Genomic DNA, 16,576 nt, shown 5'->3' on the forward strand with positions numbered 1-16,576 from the left:
ATCTGCGATTATTGATACTCTCCTCTAAGCTCTAGCTTTTTTGTTACAAGGAATAACAAGAAGTAGCTGATCCCACTTATCAACACAGACCATATTAGCGTCCAAACCAAATTATTGTGGAGCGAAATCATTTGATTTTTCAATACAAATGCGATCACACTACTTACTCCTGCAAGAATAAATGGCAACAGCAACACTTTGATATATCTTTTTAGTTGAAGGCCAATCATTCTAGTTAATAAAATTCTTCCACCTATAAAATTCAGTATGCTTACAGCTACATATGTCCATGCCACCATTTCCAGCTGCTCACTTTGAACTGCTGCTAGCAATGCTAAACTGTAGCAAACTAATACTCCTGAATCCCAATAAAATGAAATATTCGCCTTTCCCTTGGCTAAAATGATGCTGCCATTTGGGTTCATAAGGACTCTTAGGATCCCGACAATAATCATAATTTGCAAAATTGGAATGGCTTCTCCCCATTGCTTACCAAAAAATAGAGGAATAACTATATCTGCAACAGAATAAAGCCCGAGTAGCAGCGGAAAAGAAACAAGCGCCAATAATTTGGTCATGTACAGATAACCAGTTTCTAATGTCTGATTATTATTTTTATCTTTCGAAAACACTGGAAATGCAACTCTTGTTATGATGGGATTTAATTTAAGAACAGGAATGGTCACTATTTGATAGACCAAGCTATATATTCCTAATGCCTCCATTCCAATAAATCTCCCAATTAAAATCATATCTACATTGCTACCTAGACGATTTACGAGACGAGATAAAAGCTGATATATCCCAAAAGAAAAGAATTCTTTACAGTCTTTCATATCTAAAACAAAGCTTGGTTTCCACTTTGGAAGATAACAAATAAAAAAAAGAACTCCTTTCAAGGAATAGAGACAAATCTGCGATATTACATACGCATTTATTGGGTCTTGTTTCGTGAAAACAATCAAACCAATTAAGAGCCCAAAGCTTAAAATAGTTGCTATCGTCTCTATTTTTCCTAATAGCTGAAAGGATAAGTCGCGCTGCATTAGATACTGGGATTGCTGGCCGATTGGAGCAATCAAGAAAACAATAGATAACAGGCGTATTTTTCCCTCTAGCTCGTTTGTTTGAAAGTAATCTGCAATAATAGGACTAGCAGCCTGCATAACAATACAGATTAAAATCCCCAAAAGAATATTGATCCAAAATAAAGTGGACAACTGTCTATTTGTTGCATGATGCTTTTGAATAACAGCTGCCCCTAGTCCAAGTTCGACAAAAATCTGTGCAAAAATAATGATGGTTGTCAACATGCCTATCATGCCAAATTCCCTTGCACTCATTGCATTACCTAGTATTACAAACTGCCCCATCTGTAATAGAGTAATGACTAACGTCGCTATACTAGTCCATTTTGCTCCACTGTTAATTTTGCTTTTAATGGAGTCCAATTACCTAGCACCTTCTCCTGTTAAGACAACCTTTATTGTTTTTAACAAAATGATCATCTCTAAAGTAAACGTCACATTATTAATATATTGAAGATCGTACTTGAGCTTTTCCTCTGGCGAAATATCATATCCGCCATTCACTTGTGCAAGACCTGTCAACCCAGGTTTCACAAGAAGCCTATTGGAAAACCCATCAATCTCTTCACTAAATTTCGCTGTAAAAGACGGTCTTTCTGGTCTTGGTCCAATTATGGACATATCGCCTTTTAATACTGAAAATAGTTGGGGTAATTCATCAATTCGCGTTTTTCTTATAAAGGTCCCGACTTTTGTAATTCTTGGATCATTTACTTCCGCCCATTTTTCGCCATCTTTTTCTGCATCATTTCTCATCGAGCGCAATTTAATTAAACGAAAGCATTTCCCATTCTTTCCGACCCTTTTTTGAATATAGAAGGGTGAACCTGGGGAATCTACTCGAATAAGAATAGCAAACAATAGAATGAATGGGAGTGAAATCACAATACCTATACTTGCTATAAAGAGATCCATCATTCTTTTAAAAAATGGATAAGAGGAAACTTTTTTTGATGACGTAAGTTTATTTGCTTGTACAATTGATATCTCTTTTAAAATATGGATACTCCTGTTAGCCTGCATTTTTTTCACCTCAAAGTTTTATCTATCTGGGCTATTTACAAATTTAGTATATGGTTCTTTTGTTAATAAATCGTTGAATCTATTTTAAAGAATGGTAAATGATTGTAAATTTCCAGTTATTTTTCGATATACATGGATGATTTTTATGGAATGAGGTGGTGATCCATTAATGGAATTTGACTGTATATTTTGTGTGGTAGTCTTTTGCAGAGGAAGCTAATTCTGTCTGTTACGGTCCCTTGCTGTTTTTCTTGTTTACGGGCTCAGAGAACGCTTCTCTGTTACCTTCTCTTCCTGTTTTTCTTGCTTATGGGCTCAGAGAACGCTTCTCTGTTACCTTCTCTTCCTGTTTTTCTTGTTAATGGGCTCAGAGAACGCTTCTCTGTTACCTTTTCTTCCTGTTTTTCTTGTTAATGGGCTCAGAGAACGGCTCTCTGTTACCTTTTCTTCCTGTTTTTCTTGTTAATGGGCTCAGAGAACGGCTCTCTGTTACCTTTTCTTCCTGTTTTTCTTGTTACCAGACTCAGAGAGCGCTTCTCTGTTACCTTCTTCTCCTGTTTTTCTGGCTCCCGGGCTTAGATAAAGCTTCTCTATTACCGTCTCCTCCTATTTTTCTCACTCCCCGGGCTCAGAAGTCCCACTCTGTCCCTTTCCAAAAATAAAATAGGACTGCCCATCAACCGACATCGGTTGACAGACAATCCTTACTCAAAATCAAAAATCAATTTAATAATAATGTGACTATTCCAATGAACAGTACACTGCATAAACACCATGAATCTTGTTTTTTCCAGTTGATTCTCCGAAAAGTAGATCTTTTTATTCCAGATCGATATCCTTTTACATCCATCATATTAGCCATATCCTCTGCTCTATTTATCGAACTAACAAATAAAGGAAGAAAAATTGGCACTAGTGTTTTCATTTGCTGAAATAATGAACCTTCGCCAAACACTGTACCTCTTGCTCTTTGGGCATCCATTACCTTTTGGGTTTCATCTAGTAAATTAGGAATGAAACGTAAGGAGATAGATAGCATGATGCTTATATCATCAATCGGAACTTTTACAAAGCGTAATGGTGATAATAATTTATTTATCCCATCTGTCAAATCGATTGGTTTCGTTGTTAATGTTAAGACCGTTGATAAAAATACCATCATGACAAAACGGCTAAAGATAAAAATTCCATTTATTAAGCCGTACTCTGAAATGGTAATTGGTCCCATAGTTACATATACGTTGCTTCCAGAAGTAAATAGCACTTGTAATACCACTGTGAATAAGATAAGCCAAATCATTGGTCTTACTCCCCGTACATAAGTACGAAATGGAACTTGTGATAAATGCATGATAGAAAATGTGATGAGCCATAAAAATAAGTAGGCTTGCCAACTATCTGCTATAAATAGCATCACTATAAGTAAAATGACTGAAATCATTTTTGCCTGAGCATCTAACCGATGAAGCCATGATCCTCCAGGAAAATATCTCCCTAAAATTAATTTATTCATACCAATCCCACCATAACCAAAGCATCTGCTAGCTCATCTAACGTTAGGCATATCTTTGGTAATTTCATTCCTGTTTCCTGTTCAATTTTTATTTGATAGCGCCGAGCCTGTGGCAATTCAAGTCCCCAACTCTCTAGTAAATCTGAATCTGTAAAAATCGTTTTTGTTTTTTCGTATTTTATTATTTTTCCTTGATCCATTAAAATAACACGATCAGCGTATAAAGCTACATCCTCCATGTCATGCGTAACCAAAATGGTAGTTAAGCCTTCTTGTTGATGCCAACTAGAAATGAGAGACATAATTTCTTTTTTTCCCTGTGGATCTAATCCAGCACCAGGTTCGTCTAGAACAAGCACAGCAGGTTCCATTGCTAAAATCCCTGCAATTGCAACTCGTCTTTTCTGCCCCCCCGATAAGGAAAACGGGGATTTTGATAAAATGGATGGCTCTAGCCCCACTAACTCAATCATCTTTTTAGCAGTTTTTTTCGCTTCTTCTAAAGGCACGCCAAAATTCATGGGCCCGAAGCAAATATCTTTTTCCACTGTTTCAGCAAATAATTGGGACTCTGGAAATTGAAAGACCATTCCCACTTGTTTACGAATGTTCCGGATATCCTTTTTAGGATACGGTTGCTTAATGACTGTTTCTCCAATACGTACACTGCCTTTTGTCGGTAGAAGCAAGCCATTTAATATCTTTAACAAGCTAGATTTCCCAGCACCAGTTCTTCCAATGAGCGCTGTAAAAGTCCCTGATTCAATTGTAAGATTTACGGTATTTAATACGTTGGATTTACGGATTGGTCCGAGCTGATAATTTGCTGACACATCCTTTAATTCGATTTGCATATCCATAACACCATTTCTGCTTCTGTCATATATTTTTCTGGAACATTACACTTTCTATTTTTCAATGCATTTCTTAGTTTTTCTGCAAAGGGCTTTTCAAGTGATGAATCGGTGAAAAATAGCTGGGAAGGACTTTCTATTTTCGCTACTTTCCCTTGCTTTATGACCATAACTTTATCTGCATGGGCTGCTTCCTCCATATCATGAGTAATCGATAGGATTGTCATTCCTTTGTTTGTTAACTTACGTATTGTGTCCATTAATTCCTTTCTGCTTCTCGGATCCAACATAACAAAAGCTTCATCCAAAATGAGCACCTTTGGCTGCAATGCAAGCATTCCTGCGATTGCAACTCTTTGTTTTTGACCACCTGATAATTGAGAAGGATCTGCCATCCGATACTCGGTCATTCCAACATCTTCTAATGCCTTATCCACTCTTTCTCTCATTTGTTTATATGGCATATTTATATTTTCCAGTCCGAAAGCAACATCATCCTCTACCGTTGTTCCAATGAACTGATTTTCAGGATTTTGAAAAACGATGCCGATATCCCAAGATACTGATTCTTTCCTTAAAACTGTTCCGTTTATTTTCAGTTGTCCTGCATCAGGTTGAAGCAATCCAACAAGCAAATGAGCTAACGTGGATTTACCACTTCCATTATGACCAATAAGTGCGGTCCATTCCCCTTCTCTTAATTGAAAGGAAACATCTGATATATTGCTCCTGTCCTGTTTTTTATCATATCGAAAGCTTAATCCTTCCACTTCCAAAACAACACCCAAACTAATCCCCCCTATCCCTAAATAGAAAAGTGCAAGTCTCTTAGTGATCAGTAAATTTCTTATCTAATAATGAAAGACATTGCTAAAGACACTACTAGAAATCCATTAACAATAATCAAGTTTTTCACAGCTAAACTAAATGTTTTTGATTTAACTTGGAGTTCATTAAAAATCCGCATATGCTTATATACTGGTAAAATAGCAACTAAGCTTAATAACGCTATTATTGGTAGTAAATGTAGAAAGACTGAAATCAAAATAGCAACAAAAGATCCTACATAAAGCCCGTTATACAGCCATAAGGAATATTTTTTGCCTAGATAAAACGGCAAGGTAAAGCGATGATTCTTAATATCTTCTTCTACGTCACAAATATTATTTGCAAGCATAAGGTTTGCTATCGTAAACATACATGGTAAAGACACAATAATGATTTCTATTATTTTTATCAGGTTAACTTGGAGAAATATCATTTCCTTTTCCCAAGTCAAAGCGGCAATTCCAACATCAAAGGCATTTACATATACCGTTAGAAAAACGATACCAAACCCCATCGTAACTCCAGAAAACACTTCTCCTAAAGGCATTCTTGATAAGGGAATTGGCCCAAAGGTATACAAAATTCCAATGCAAAAGCATATAAATCCAATTAAAAGTACAAGTAAGTCTGTCTCGATACTAAGCCAGATTCCCAACCCTGTTGCCATTAAAAAGAGCGTAAGTATCGTTGCGATAACCGTGCTTTCTTTTATCCCTTCCTGCCCAATCACGTTTTTTTCTTTCCTATATTCATCACTTTTCGCTTTTCGATAATCCATATAGTTATTTATTGCTGTTGTTGTTAAATCAAAGATGAGCATAGAGCTAAAGAATATAAGCGTATTTTTCAAATGAAATGCATCGTATCGGTATAATACAAATAATATCCCGATGAAAAACGGAAAAACACTAGCTATTTTTGTTTGGATTTCTACTAACTTTAAAAATGAACGAATCGACATGCCTTACGCCTCCCTCTTCCTTATTAGTTCGCTATTTCAAATTTATCATTCGTTAAAGTAAATTTATCTTTTAGTCCCGATGTTAAGTAAACCTTCTTATCTTTTGTTACAAAAATAGCTTCCATTCCATCCATTTGTTCTACTGCTTTTAATCCTTCATCTACTCCTTTTATAAATATCGTTGTCGAATATCCATCCCCATCAAACGACTTATCAGAAACAATGGTTATTCCCGCAACATCATTATTTACAGAATAACCTGTTTTAGGGCTAAGAATATGATGATATTTGACACCATCAACTTCCAAATAACGTTCATATATTCCTGATGTTACAATGGATGTATCCGTTTCTTCCATTTTCCCTACCATTTCTCCTCTGTCTGAAAATGGATCCTGAACACCAACTTCCCAAGGCTTTCCTGATGCATTCTTTCCTTTTACATAAATGTTTCCGCCTAAATCGATAATGGCAGATTTCACCCCATTATCCTCTAATACCTTCACAACTTCGTCTGTAATAAACCCTTTTGCAATTCCTCCTAAGTCCAACATCATTCCTTGTTCTGGCAAATAGACGGTTTGCTTCTCTTCATTTAATTCTATCTTTCTATAATTAATAAAAGGGAGGATTTCATCTATCTCTGCTTGAGTCGGCTTTTTTTCATCTGGAAATCCGATATGCCACAAATTAGTAAGGGGACCAATTGTGATATCAAAATCGCCTCCTGAGTATCCACTATAATCTTTTCCTGCTTTCACCAAACGATAGATATCATCTGGTACCTGTACTGGTTTTAAACCAGCATTTTCATTGATTTCGTCAATAATCGATCCTTCTTCATTGACTGTAATTTGACTTGCAAGCAGCTCTATTCGATCGAATACTTGGTTCAATACTTCTTCTTTATCTTTATCAAAGATTTTAATGGTTACTACTGTTCCCATTAAGAATTCCGTTTTTTTATAGGGGGTACTCGTTACCCCTGTGTCTGTATCCTTTTGCTTGCCACAGCCTACTAATAAAAAGAGGGAAAGTAACAAAATCGCCGCCTTTTTTAATTTTTTCATTAAACCCATTCCCTTCTATGAATATCACATTATAGTTATTTACTATTTTTTGTTGATTACCTAAAAGCCGCCATTTATTTCACAATGTGAACTTTTTCACATTTATAACATCGTCATTTTATCATTGCATTCTCTTACTGTCTATCGACTTTTTAGTGTACAAAACCCTGTAAAACAGCTCATTTCCGGATTAATCATTGTCGTAATAGTGTTTATCAGTGACCTTTTAAAATATGGAGAATTTATGACAAAAATCATTCATTCGTAATTGTTGCAAAAATGTGAACAACCGTAATTTTTAAATGTATACATTCTATGAAGTCCATAGACAGATAAAAACCACATTGTTATATTAGTATTGTTCAAAACTTCACAAGAAAGAAATTAACCAATTAAGGGAGTGAATAGGAAGAATGGACAAAAAAAATATTGTCATAATCGGAGCAGGTTATGCAGGCGTTCATGCCGCAAAAAAGCTTGCTAAAAAGTATAAAAAAGATGATTCAGTTTCCATTACACTTATAGATAGACATTCCTATCATACAATGATGACTGAATTACATGAGGTTGCTGCACACAGAGTAGAACCAGATGCTATTCAATTTGATTTACGTCGTTTATTTAATCGCACAAAGGTGAAATTAGTTACAGACAATGTTAAACATGTTGATTATCAAAGTAAATTAGTAACGACAGAACACGGACAATTTTCCTTCGATTATTTAATCTTGGGAATGGGTGGCGAACCAAATGATTTTGGCACACCTGGAGTACAAGAAAACGGATTTACCCTTTGGTCTTGGGAAGATGCTGTTAGATTAAGAGAGCATATTGAGAAAATCGTTCGTAAAGCAGCTAACGTTCATGACGAAGCTACTAGAAAAGCAATGCTAACCTTTACTGTCTGTGGTTCTGGGTTCACAGGAATTGAAATGGTTGGGGAACTTATTGAATGGAAAGAGAGATTGGCGAAAGACTATAAATTAGACGCAGAAGATATTACTTTATATGTGGTCGAAGCTGCTCCTACTATATTAAATATGCTTGAGCGCAGAGATGCTGATAAAGCAGAAAGCTATATGGTGAAACAAGGCGTTAAGATCCTAAAAAGCTCTCCAATCGTTGAAGTAAAAGAAGATGCTATTGTTTTAAAATCCGGCGAAGAGCTTCCAACCTATACGCTTATTTGGACTGCAGGGGTTCGCGCAAATTCTGATACAAAAGATTATGGTATGTCTGCAGGAAGAGCAGGACGTTTAAAAGTAAATGCTCATATGGAATCAGAAGATTATAAAGATGTATATGTAGTTGGTGACTTAGCATATTTTGAAGAAGAGCCTGGAAAGCCTACTCCTCAAATTGTTGAAGCTGCTGAACAAACTGCTCTAACAGCTGCAAAGAATATCATTGCAGAGATTAGCGGCGGCGAAAAAGAAGCATATAAAGGGAAATACCACGGGGTAATGGTATCAATCGGAGCTAGATACGGTGTTGCGAATTTAAGTGGTATGCATTTAAGTGGCTGGTTTGCAAACTTCATGAAACATATGGTTAATCTATATTATTTCTTTGGCATCGGAAGCGGCTATTATATGTACCAATATGTGATGCATGAGTTTTTCCATACAAAAGATAAACGTAATATATTCCGTGACTTCTTAACACGCTATGGAAATGTTCTTTGGAGTTTACCTTTACGTGTCTTTGTTGCAGGTTTCTGGATAATAGAAGCTTGTGCAAAACTTTGGGGTGAATCTACATGGAAAGATTCTATCTCTAGCTGGTCTAAGGTTCCAAACCTATTCAATGGTCTAGGAGAAGATTCTTGGCTAACAGCTACTAGTGTAAAAATGCCGTTTGAATGGCTACAAACTGCAACAAGCGGTGCGAGTGAAGCCGCTACTTCTACTGACTTTGCGACACCGATTTTAAGCAAAATGCCATTCTGGTTTGAATGGATTATGAAAATCATGCTGCCAACACCAGAAGTTGCACTATTTATGCAAAAAATGATGATCTTTATTGAATTAGCAATTGGATTAGCAATTCTAGCTGGTTTATTCACATGGTTAGCAAATGCTGCGAGTGCTGCTTTCTTAGTAATGTTTACACTAACTGCAATGCTTGGATGGGATAAAGTTTGGGCATTGCCAGCATCAATCGCCTTGATGAACGGATCTGGTCGTACATTTGGATTAGATTATTGGGTTATTCCGTTCCTTCAAAGAAAATTAGGTGACTGGTGGTACGGAAAAGAACGAGCGATTTATAAGGATTATAAGTAATGAAATAATATGCTAGAAACATAGAGAATGCATTATTTTCCATGTTTCTAGCAATCCTCCTGAATCAGTAAAGGAGAAAAAAGAAGCTAATTGAATTTATTCCTTGATCATGTCTAAAAGCTAAGCTTTGAAATTAGTTGGTTGCTTTTTGCTCCAAGCTCTTTATTTGACTATAGGGTTTATTCCTTTGAATGAAGAGGAAGATCAAAATTCACTCTATTCTTTTTTGTCCTATACTGATTAATAGGTATCAGTATTTATTTAACCTACAATCAACTTATTTATAGGAAAAATAACATCCGCAAGAATGGAAGTTGAGAATATGACGAAAAATCAACGCCTTGTATATATAGCACTGCTTGCGTCACAAGCTGTAATAATAAGCTTACTAGAACGGGCTATTCCATTTCCATTTGCCTTTGCACCTGGAGCAAAGCTTGGATTAGCAAATATTATTACATGCTTAGCTCTTTACACACTTCCTACAAGAGATGCATTTAAAGTAATTGCGATTCGCCTTTGCTTAGCGACACTATTAGGAGGAACGCTTTCTACCTTTATGTATAGTGCAAGCGGGGCTCTGTTAAGCTTTATTGGCATGTGGAGTGTAAAGCAGCTTGGCACCAAACGAATTAGCTTAATAGGAGTAAGTACCACCGGGGCTATTCTCCATAATATTGGTCAATTAGCTGTTGCAAGCTTTGTTGCACAAACATGGACTGTATTTTTATATTTGCCTATTTTATCCTTTATCGGCATCTTATCAGGAATAGCCATAGGAATACTTGCCAACTATCTAATCACACATGTAGAAAAACTACAATATTATAGAGATTTATCGGAAATAAACGAATCTAGTAATGAAAGAGGTTAGAGTATGCGTGTACATCAAATGTGGGATACGTATCCGGAATTAAAGAATGATTTGTCAAAAGTACTTCAATTAATTGAAAGCAATATTCGTGTTCGTGACAAAGTAGTAGAAAAAACGATTAAAGATTTAATCTATTCAGGTGGCAAATTACTTAGACCTGCTTACTCCCTGCTTTGTTCACAAGTAGGTCCTTCTAAAGACAAAAACCGCGCGATAGCAGTTGCAGCTGCATTGGAAACATTGCATATGGCTACATTAATCCATGATGACGTTATTGATGAATCACCTACACGGCATAATATTCCCACAATCCATGCTCATAATGGAAATAAGTTTGCCATCTATGCAGGTGATTATCTATTCTGCGTTTGTTTTACGATCTTATCTAAACACGCAACGTCTCTATCTCATTTAGAATTTAATGCTCGTAGCATGGAAAAAATTTTAAGCGGAGAATTAGATCAATTAAATGCTCGATATCAATCTAAAGTGACGGTTAAAAATTACTTAACAAGAATCTCTGGAAAAACTGCCCAGCTTTTTGCTGTAAGCTGCTATTCCGGTGCTATAGAAAGTGAAGCTAGCCGACCACTCGCTATGAACGCTTGGAATATGGGACATTATATCGGCATGGCCTTTCAAATTATGGATGATATTCTAGATTATAAAGGAGATAGCTTAACATTAGGCAAGCCTGTGTTGGCAGATATTAAACAAGGTCATTATAATTTGCCGCTCATTTATGCAATTCAAGCGAATCCTAAAGAACTGATTCCTATTTTAGATAAAAAAGACGCGTTGACTGATGAGGATATGCAACAGATTTCTGAACTTATTTCTAAATATAAAGGGGTAGAAAAAGCAGAACTCCTTGCTAAAAAATATACTGAAAAAGCAATCAAACAACTTAATAAATTACCTGATGGAGATTATAAACAGCATCTTTATGCCATTACAAATAGTTTATTGAAACGGAAAGTGTAATCTTTCTAAAAAATCCGAGCCTTTCTATCCAAGTTGATTATAGATTGGACTCGGATTTTTTCTGTTAAATAGCCACTATTAGCTTGTATACTTATCTTTAAATTCCCAAAATCCCGGAATACTTTCTAAATCATATTGATAAGCAGACTCTATTAGCATGATTTTCAGTTCTTGTGAGAGATCCGTCCTGTCATTCGGATTTGTCCTATTCATTAGTTTATTGACCTTTGGCTCAAACAGCTTAATTAATTCCATTAACATTTCAGGATCTACTTTTGCTCTTTTTACGATTGTATACATATCTGTCATTTGCCATTTTCCTTTCGTTGATTTGGTTTCATTTCGTTCCATTCCTTCAGAAGCTGATCTATTTTTTTGTCTAATCGAAGCAGAACAAATAATGATAATGTTAAGGGAAAACCAAAGTTACTGATCATTGTCATCCATTGAGTCATATCTATCAATTCCATCCACCTTCCTCCTTCCGTTCATAAATGAAAGAATTCGTTGTAAAGCTACTTTTCGTGTTTTTGAAACATATTGTTGCGATGTACCAATTGTTCGAGCAATTTCTGTATCCGTTAATTTATATAGATATGCATAGGTTAGAATGTCTCGTTGTGAAGTGGTCAAACTAAGAATGGCTGAATAAATCATCTTATCTGCAATATACTCCTCCACACTTGCTCGCAAGACCTCCTTCTCCACCATCCTTTCTATTTCAGCCTCTTTATCATATAGAGTAATGTCCTTCTCTCCCCCAGCTTCCCTTTCAGCAAGTATTAACGGAAATCTTTTCTGATACATTGTTAAGTTTTTATTAAAATTAATGGTGCTATACTCCATGGAAGAAGTAATATACGCAGTAAATCGAATGGTAAAAAAATGCTTTTTAAAGGCTTCATCCAGCTTTTCTTTATTTTCCTTTGTTGGGAATTCTATCGCCTTTTTTAATAGAAGTAAATTTATCTTTTTTTCCAAAAAGCTTTTTACAATTGGATTGCTTAATAATGATTTATTATCCTGCAAGAACGCGGTAAAAGCCTCTGATTGAAAAGAACGGCATTCCTTCATACTCAAGCCTCCCAAAAGGAACATATGTTCTGTTTTTGTTGTAAAAAAAGGGACTAATCTTCATTAGCCTCTTTCTATTCATATATGCTATTTCTACCTCCTTCTATATTATAAAGAAAGATTTATCGTAAAAATAACAACCACTTGTCCTAATTTCATTTAATCGATTACGGATAACTTAATATCAAAGATAACATTGTATGTATTCTCTTCCAATACGACAAAAGTCCAATTTTTTGCTAAAATCGATGTAAAGGAATGAAAGGATTCCTTCGATAAAGTGATTGTTCCCAATACTTCTCCTCGGTCCTCAAAGTCTCTTCCCTCTACTAATTGATATTTTAATGATAAAAGTCTTTTTAACGTTCCCTTTGTTAAAAAGGTTATTTCATATTCATCTGCAATAATCGCTTTTACGCTTGTCTTATTTTTTTCATAATAGGAGAAAAGTGTTTCCCAATCAGGCAAAGCATTACCACAGCTTTGAAAAAAAATAAGATCCTTGCTTTCCAAAGCCTGTATAATCGCTTCTTCCTTATATCCATTACTTTTTACTTGTTCCAGCATTATCGCATAATTCAACGCTACTTTTACCACAAAAAACCTGCTCCCTTCACATTTCATATTGATTTCAAAACGAGAAAAAGATAAATTGATAGAAAGACTTTTATTAAACAGCCTTCTTTTTACTATTGAATAGTTTAAGTATAATCTATTTTAAAAGGAGTGAGGAAGAATGATTAAACAAAATCCATTTGTTCCATTTAGCATTGCAATGGTTACCCCGTTTGATGATAAGGAAAATCTCTCATTAAGCGGTATTTATTCTTTAATAGATTACTATAAAAAAAATCAGGTTCCTGCACTGCTTATCAGTGGTTCAACAGGAGAGCAGCATTCGATGTCCATCGAGGAACGCATAACCCTCTTACGAGAAGCACGGTTAGCTGGAGAAGAAAAGCTCCTTCTTATCGGAGGAGTTGCTGCTGTAAGAACATCTGACGCTATTCGATTGGCGGAAGCTGCCCAACGAGAAAATCTAGATGGAATTATGCTAGGGTTTCCTCCTTATTTACGAATGAGCCAAAGAGAAGCAGCTGAATACGTGAAAAAAGTGTGTGCTGTGACTGATTTACCAATTATGCTCTATAATAATCCATCACGTACTGGATTTAACTTAGAATTAACTACTTTATACGATTTAGTAGAGTCCTGTCCGCAAATCCAAGCTTTAAAGGAAGCAGGTAATCCTAGCAATGCACCTCTAGTAAAAAATAAGCTTGGTCCTTCCTTCTCCGTGTTAACTGGATTCGATATTCATCTTTTAGATAATATGCAAAACGGTTATGACGGAATCACTAGTATAATAGGAAATATTTTTCCAAAAGAAATACAACAAATTGTTCAATTGGGAAAAAATAATGAATGGAAACTTGCAGAAGACCAATTGTCTAAACTACTGCCAACCATGCATACCATCTTAGAAATAGGAACACTGCGAGCCATCAAATATGTACTAACAGAAAATAATATTAATGCAGGAATATGTAGAGAGCCACTATCCATTTTGAGTAAACAAGAAAAGGCATCATTAAGCGATATTTTTAATAAAGGAGAGGTACGATGAAAAAGTACAGTAAATTCCTCCTATTATTAGCCTTATTGATTTTAGCCTCTTGTAGCAATAATGGAGAAAATACCTCTTCCTCTAAAAAAGAAACGTTTTCTTTAACGATCTCTGCAGCAGCAAGCATGCAAGATTCATTAAATACGATCAAGAAGAAATTCGAGGAGGAACATCCAGACATTACATTAACCTTTAACTTTGGTTCATCAGGAGCTTTGCAGCAACAGATTGCTCAAGGAGCACCGGTTGATTTATTTTTCTCAGCTGCACAGGATAAGCTAGATCTTTTGGTTGACGATGGACTGATTAAAGAGTCCGATCATATCGACTTAGTAAAAAACAATTTAGTTCTGATTACAAATAAACAATCTAATGTAACGATTAATCGTTTCGCTGATCTTGAAACATTAGATAAGGAAAAAATCGCCATCGGCATACCAGAATCAGTACCCGCAGGAAATTATGCGAAAGAGACGCTTCAAACTCTTCACATATGGGAAAAAGTACAGGAGAATATCATTACCGCAAAAGATGTTCGTCAAGTATTGTCATATGTTGAAACAAACAATGTGGCAGCAGGGATTGTTTATGGAACAGATGCAAAGACATCTGATTCTGTAGAAGTCGTTGCCACTGCGGAGGAATCAAGTCATTCCCCGATTGTCTATCCGATTGGCATCATCAAGGACAGCAAAAATTACGAGGCAGCAAAAACGTTTTATGACTATCTGCAAACACCAACTAGTTTAAAGGTTTTCGAGGAAGATGGATTTATTGTTAACTAAAGAGGAATGGTCAAATTTTTGGTCCCCCCTCTGCCTATCCTTACAAGTTTCTCTGGTTGCCACTATTGTCGTCATAGTTAGTGGCACAATACTTGCTGCCAAGTTAGCCAGAAAAAAATTTAAGGGAAAGGCATTGCTTGAAACTTGTTTACTTTTGCCAATCGTTCTTCCTCCAACTGTTACTGGTTTCCTACTACTCGTTCTGTTTGGTAGAAATAGTATCCTCGGTAAAGTAATCGAATGGATCTTTCATCAGCCTGTCATTTTTACATGGTGGGCTGCAGTAATTGCTGCATTTATCGTATCCTTTCCTTTAATGTATCAATCAGCTAAAGCAGGATTTATTCAAATTGATCGCTCAATCGAGGAGGCAGCACGAGTCGATGGGGCAAATGAATGGAAAGTACTCACATCCATTTCCATTCCACTTGCTTCCCACTCTATCCTTTCTGGAAGTATCCTTAGCTTTGCCAGAGGGCTAGGAGAATTTGGGGCCACCTTAATGTTTGCAGGGAATATTCCTGGAAAAACACAAACCTTGCCTACCGCTATTTATGTTGCTATCGATAATGGAAATATGCGAATGGCTTGGATTTGGGTACTATCCATCACGATTATTTCTTTTATAATGCTAGCTTTGTGCCAGCCGAAGCAACGATAATCTTTTCCTTTGACAATGTATTTCCTTATAAAGTAGTGTTAATACTTCTTACTGCAGAGGACATATTATGAAAGCAACAGACAAGCATATCATTTGGCACTTTCCCTCTCTCTGTTTTAATCTAAAATGGACAATAATCCACATTTTTGTGGAATTAAGGAGATGATTTTGTATGAAAATTACGTATCATGGTCAATCCACTATTGAAATTAGTACAGAAGGAAAATCATTGGTTATTGATCCGTTTATTAGTGGCAATCCTTCCGCAGTTTCTAAAGTGGAGGAAATGAAAGTAGATGCTGTTCTTTTGACACATGCTCATATGGATCATATTCTCGACGCTGCACCAATCGCTAAAGCAAATAATGCCCCGGTTGTCGCTAATCCAGAATTAGCTGCCTATATGTCATGGAAGGGCGTGGAAACAATTGGGATGAATATCGGAGGAACACTGGATTTAGAATTTGCAAAAGTGAAAATGACACATGCATTCCACAGCTCAGGGATTATTGATGAAGAAAATAAAAACATCTTATATGGCGGAATGCCAGCTGGATATATTATTGAAGCAGAGGAAAAAGTGTTGCATCACGCTGGAGACACTGGACTATTTGGCGATATGAAAATGATTGGGGATCGTCATAATTTAGATGTTGTTTTCCTACCAATCGGAGACCATTTTACAATGGGAACTGAAGATGCACTACAAGCAGCCGAATGGTATCAAGCAAAACTAATTATTCCTATTCATTACAATACATTCCCTGTTATTGAACAAGACGCAAAAGCATTTGTCAACAAGCTTGAAGAACTTGGATTTAAAGGGAAAGTATTAGAGTTAGGTGAGACCTTCGAATTATAAGAAAACGGAGGCGCCGTACAAACTGGAAGAACTTCGACTGATATAAAGGAAACACGATGAGCGTTAGTGAATCGATGTTGACTTATC

The 16,576-nt window shown here is 36.1% G+C and carries 18 protein-coding genes; 7 read left to right on the forward strand and 11 right to left on the reverse strand.

Annotated elements, in window-relative coordinates; all coding sequences use genetic code 11:
- Window positions 1–8: 8 nt before the first annotated feature.
- The 7 genes from tuaB to ACWNMZ_RS00970 all read right to left on the reverse strand — a co-directional run bounded on the left by tuaB (window position 9) and on the right by ACWNMZ_RS00970 (window position 7,337).
- Window positions 9–1,451, reverse strand: a complete 1,443-nt coding sequence (gene tuaB / locus ACWNMZ_RS00940) for a teichuronic acid biosynthesis protein TuaB (protein ID WP_031535022.1) — start codon at window positions 1,449–1,451, stop codon at window positions 9–11.
- Window positions 1,452–2,111: a sugar transferase gene (locus ACWNMZ_RS00945; RefSeq protein WP_031535024.1), complete on the reverse strand. Its 660-nt coding sequence runs from the start codon at window positions 2,109–2,111 to the stop codon at window positions 1,452–1,454.
- A gap of 721 nt (window positions 2,112–2,832) precedes the next feature.
- Window positions 2,833–3,624: an energy-coupling factor transporter transmembrane component T family protein gene (locus ACWNMZ_RS00950; RefSeq protein ID WP_251627868.1), complete on the reverse strand. Its 792-nt coding sequence runs from the start codon at window positions 3,622–3,624 to the stop codon at window positions 2,833–2,835.
- Complete coding sequence (locus tag ACWNMZ_RS00955; protein WP_031535028.1) at window positions 3,621–4,478, reverse strand: energy-coupling factor transporter ATPase; 858 nt, start codon at window positions 4,476–4,478, stop codon at window positions 3,621–3,623. Before ACWNMZ_RS00955 ends, ACWNMZ_RS00950 begins: the two co-directional genes overlap by 4 nt.
- Window positions 4,463–5,266 (reverse strand): energy-coupling factor transporter ATPase, encoded by an 804-nt coding sequence (locus tag ACWNMZ_RS00960; RefSeq protein WP_035415984.1) that lies wholly within the window; start codon window positions 5,264–5,266, stop codon window positions 4,463–4,465. Before ACWNMZ_RS00960 ends, ACWNMZ_RS00955 begins: the two co-directional genes overlap by 16 nt.
- A gap of 59 nt (window positions 5,267–5,325) precedes the next feature.
- The gene (gene menA, locus ACWNMZ_RS00965; protein WP_031535031.1) at window positions 5,326–6,267 is read right to left on the reverse strand and encodes a 1,4-dihydroxy-2-naphthoate polyprenyltransferase; all 942 of its coding nucleotides are present in this window, start codon (window positions 6,265–6,267) and stop codon (window positions 5,326–5,328) included.
- A gap of 23 nt (window positions 6,268–6,290) precedes the next feature.
- Window positions 6,291–7,337, reverse strand: coding sequence for an FAD:protein FMN transferase (locus tag ACWNMZ_RS00970; RefSeq protein ID WP_031535034.1), 1,047 nt, complete (start codon window positions 7,335–7,337; stop codon window positions 6,291–6,293).
- A gap of 413 nt (window positions 7,338–7,750) precedes the next feature.
- On the opposite strand from ACWNMZ_RS00970, the gene ACWNMZ_RS00975 reads away from it, so the two are divergent.
- The 3 genes from ACWNMZ_RS00975 (at window position 7,751) to ACWNMZ_RS00985 (ending at window position 11,480) form a co-directional block, all read left to right on the forward strand.
- Complete coding sequence (locus ACWNMZ_RS00975) at window positions 7,751–9,622, forward strand: FAD-dependent oxidoreductase (protein ID WP_031535036.1); 1,872 nt, start codon at window positions 7,751–7,753, stop codon at window positions 9,620–9,622.
- A 322-nt stretch (window positions 9,623–9,944) separates the two neighbouring features.
- Complete coding sequence (locus ACWNMZ_RS00980) at window positions 9,945–10,496, forward strand: Gx transporter family protein (RefSeq protein ID WP_031535038.1); 552 nt, start codon at window positions 9,945–9,947, stop codon at window positions 10,494–10,496.
- Between the two features lie 3 nt (window positions 10,497–10,499).
- Window positions 10,500–11,480: a polyprenyl synthetase family protein gene (locus ACWNMZ_RS00985; RefSeq protein ID WP_031535040.1), complete on the forward strand. Its 981-nt coding sequence runs from the start codon at window positions 10,500–10,502 to the stop codon at window positions 11,478–11,480.
- A 78-nt stretch (window positions 11,481–11,558) separates the two neighbouring features.
- On the opposite strand, the gene ACWNMZ_RS00990 is transcribed toward ACWNMZ_RS00985, so the two are convergent.
- The 4 genes from ACWNMZ_RS00990 to ACWNMZ_RS01005 all read right to left on the reverse strand — a co-directional run bounded on the left by ACWNMZ_RS00990 (window position 11,559) and on the right by ACWNMZ_RS01005 (window position 13,151).
- Complete coding sequence (locus tag ACWNMZ_RS00990; protein WP_031535042.1) at window positions 11,559–11,789, reverse strand: hypothetical protein; 231 nt, start codon at window positions 11,787–11,789, stop codon at window positions 11,559–11,561.
- Window positions 11,786–11,950, reverse strand: a complete 165-nt coding sequence (locus ACWNMZ_RS00995) for a YvrJ family protein (RefSeq protein WP_081836540.1) — start codon at window positions 11,948–11,950, stop codon at window positions 11,786–11,788. Before ACWNMZ_RS00995 ends, ACWNMZ_RS00990 begins: the two co-directional genes overlap by 4 nt.
- Entirely contained in the window at window positions 11,907–12,554 is a 648-nt protein-coding gene (locus ACWNMZ_RS01000) for a sigma factor-like helix-turn-helix DNA-binding protein (RefSeq protein WP_031535044.1), read from the reverse strand. The genes ACWNMZ_RS00995 and ACWNMZ_RS01000 overlap by 44 nt, the downstream gene beginning before the upstream one ends.
- A 159-nt stretch (window positions 12,555–12,713) precedes the next feature.
- Window positions 12,714–13,151 carry a cupin domain-containing protein gene (locus ACWNMZ_RS01005; protein ID WP_251627869.1) on the reverse strand — a complete coding sequence of 146 codons (438 nt, stop codon included), beginning with the start codon at window positions 13,149–13,151 and terminating at the stop codon, window positions 12,714–12,716.
- Between the two features lie 139 nt (window positions 13,152–13,290).
- Here ACWNMZ_RS01005 and ACWNMZ_RS01010 point away from each other — a divergent pair, with 139 nt between their 5' ends.
- From ACWNMZ_RS01010 to ACWNMZ_RS01025, 4 genes are all read left to right on the forward strand, one after another.
- Entirely contained in the window at window positions 13,291–14,181 is an 891-nt protein-coding gene (locus ACWNMZ_RS01010; protein ID WP_031535048.1) for a dihydrodipicolinate synthase family protein, read from the forward strand.
- Entirely contained in the window at window positions 14,178–14,966 is a 789-nt protein-coding gene (gene modA / locus ACWNMZ_RS01015) for a molybdate ABC transporter substrate-binding protein (protein ID WP_031535050.1), read from the forward strand. The genes ACWNMZ_RS01010 and modA overlap by 4 nt, the downstream gene beginning before the upstream one ends.
- Window positions 14,947–15,627, forward strand: coding sequence for a molybdate ABC transporter permease subunit (gene modB, locus ACWNMZ_RS01020; protein ID WP_031535053.1), 681 nt, complete (start codon window positions 14,947–14,949; stop codon window positions 15,625–15,627). Before modA ends, modB begins: the two co-directional genes overlap by 20 nt.
- 172 nt (window positions 15,628–15,799) lie before the next feature.
- Window positions 15,800–16,489: a metal-dependent hydrolase gene (locus ACWNMZ_RS01025; protein WP_031535055.1), complete on the forward strand. Its 690-nt coding sequence runs from the start codon at window positions 15,800–15,802 to the stop codon at window positions 16,487–16,489.
- Window positions 16,490–16,576: the final 87 nt, after the last annotated feature.

The organism is Niallia sp. Marseille-Q9988 (assembly GCF_976954375.1).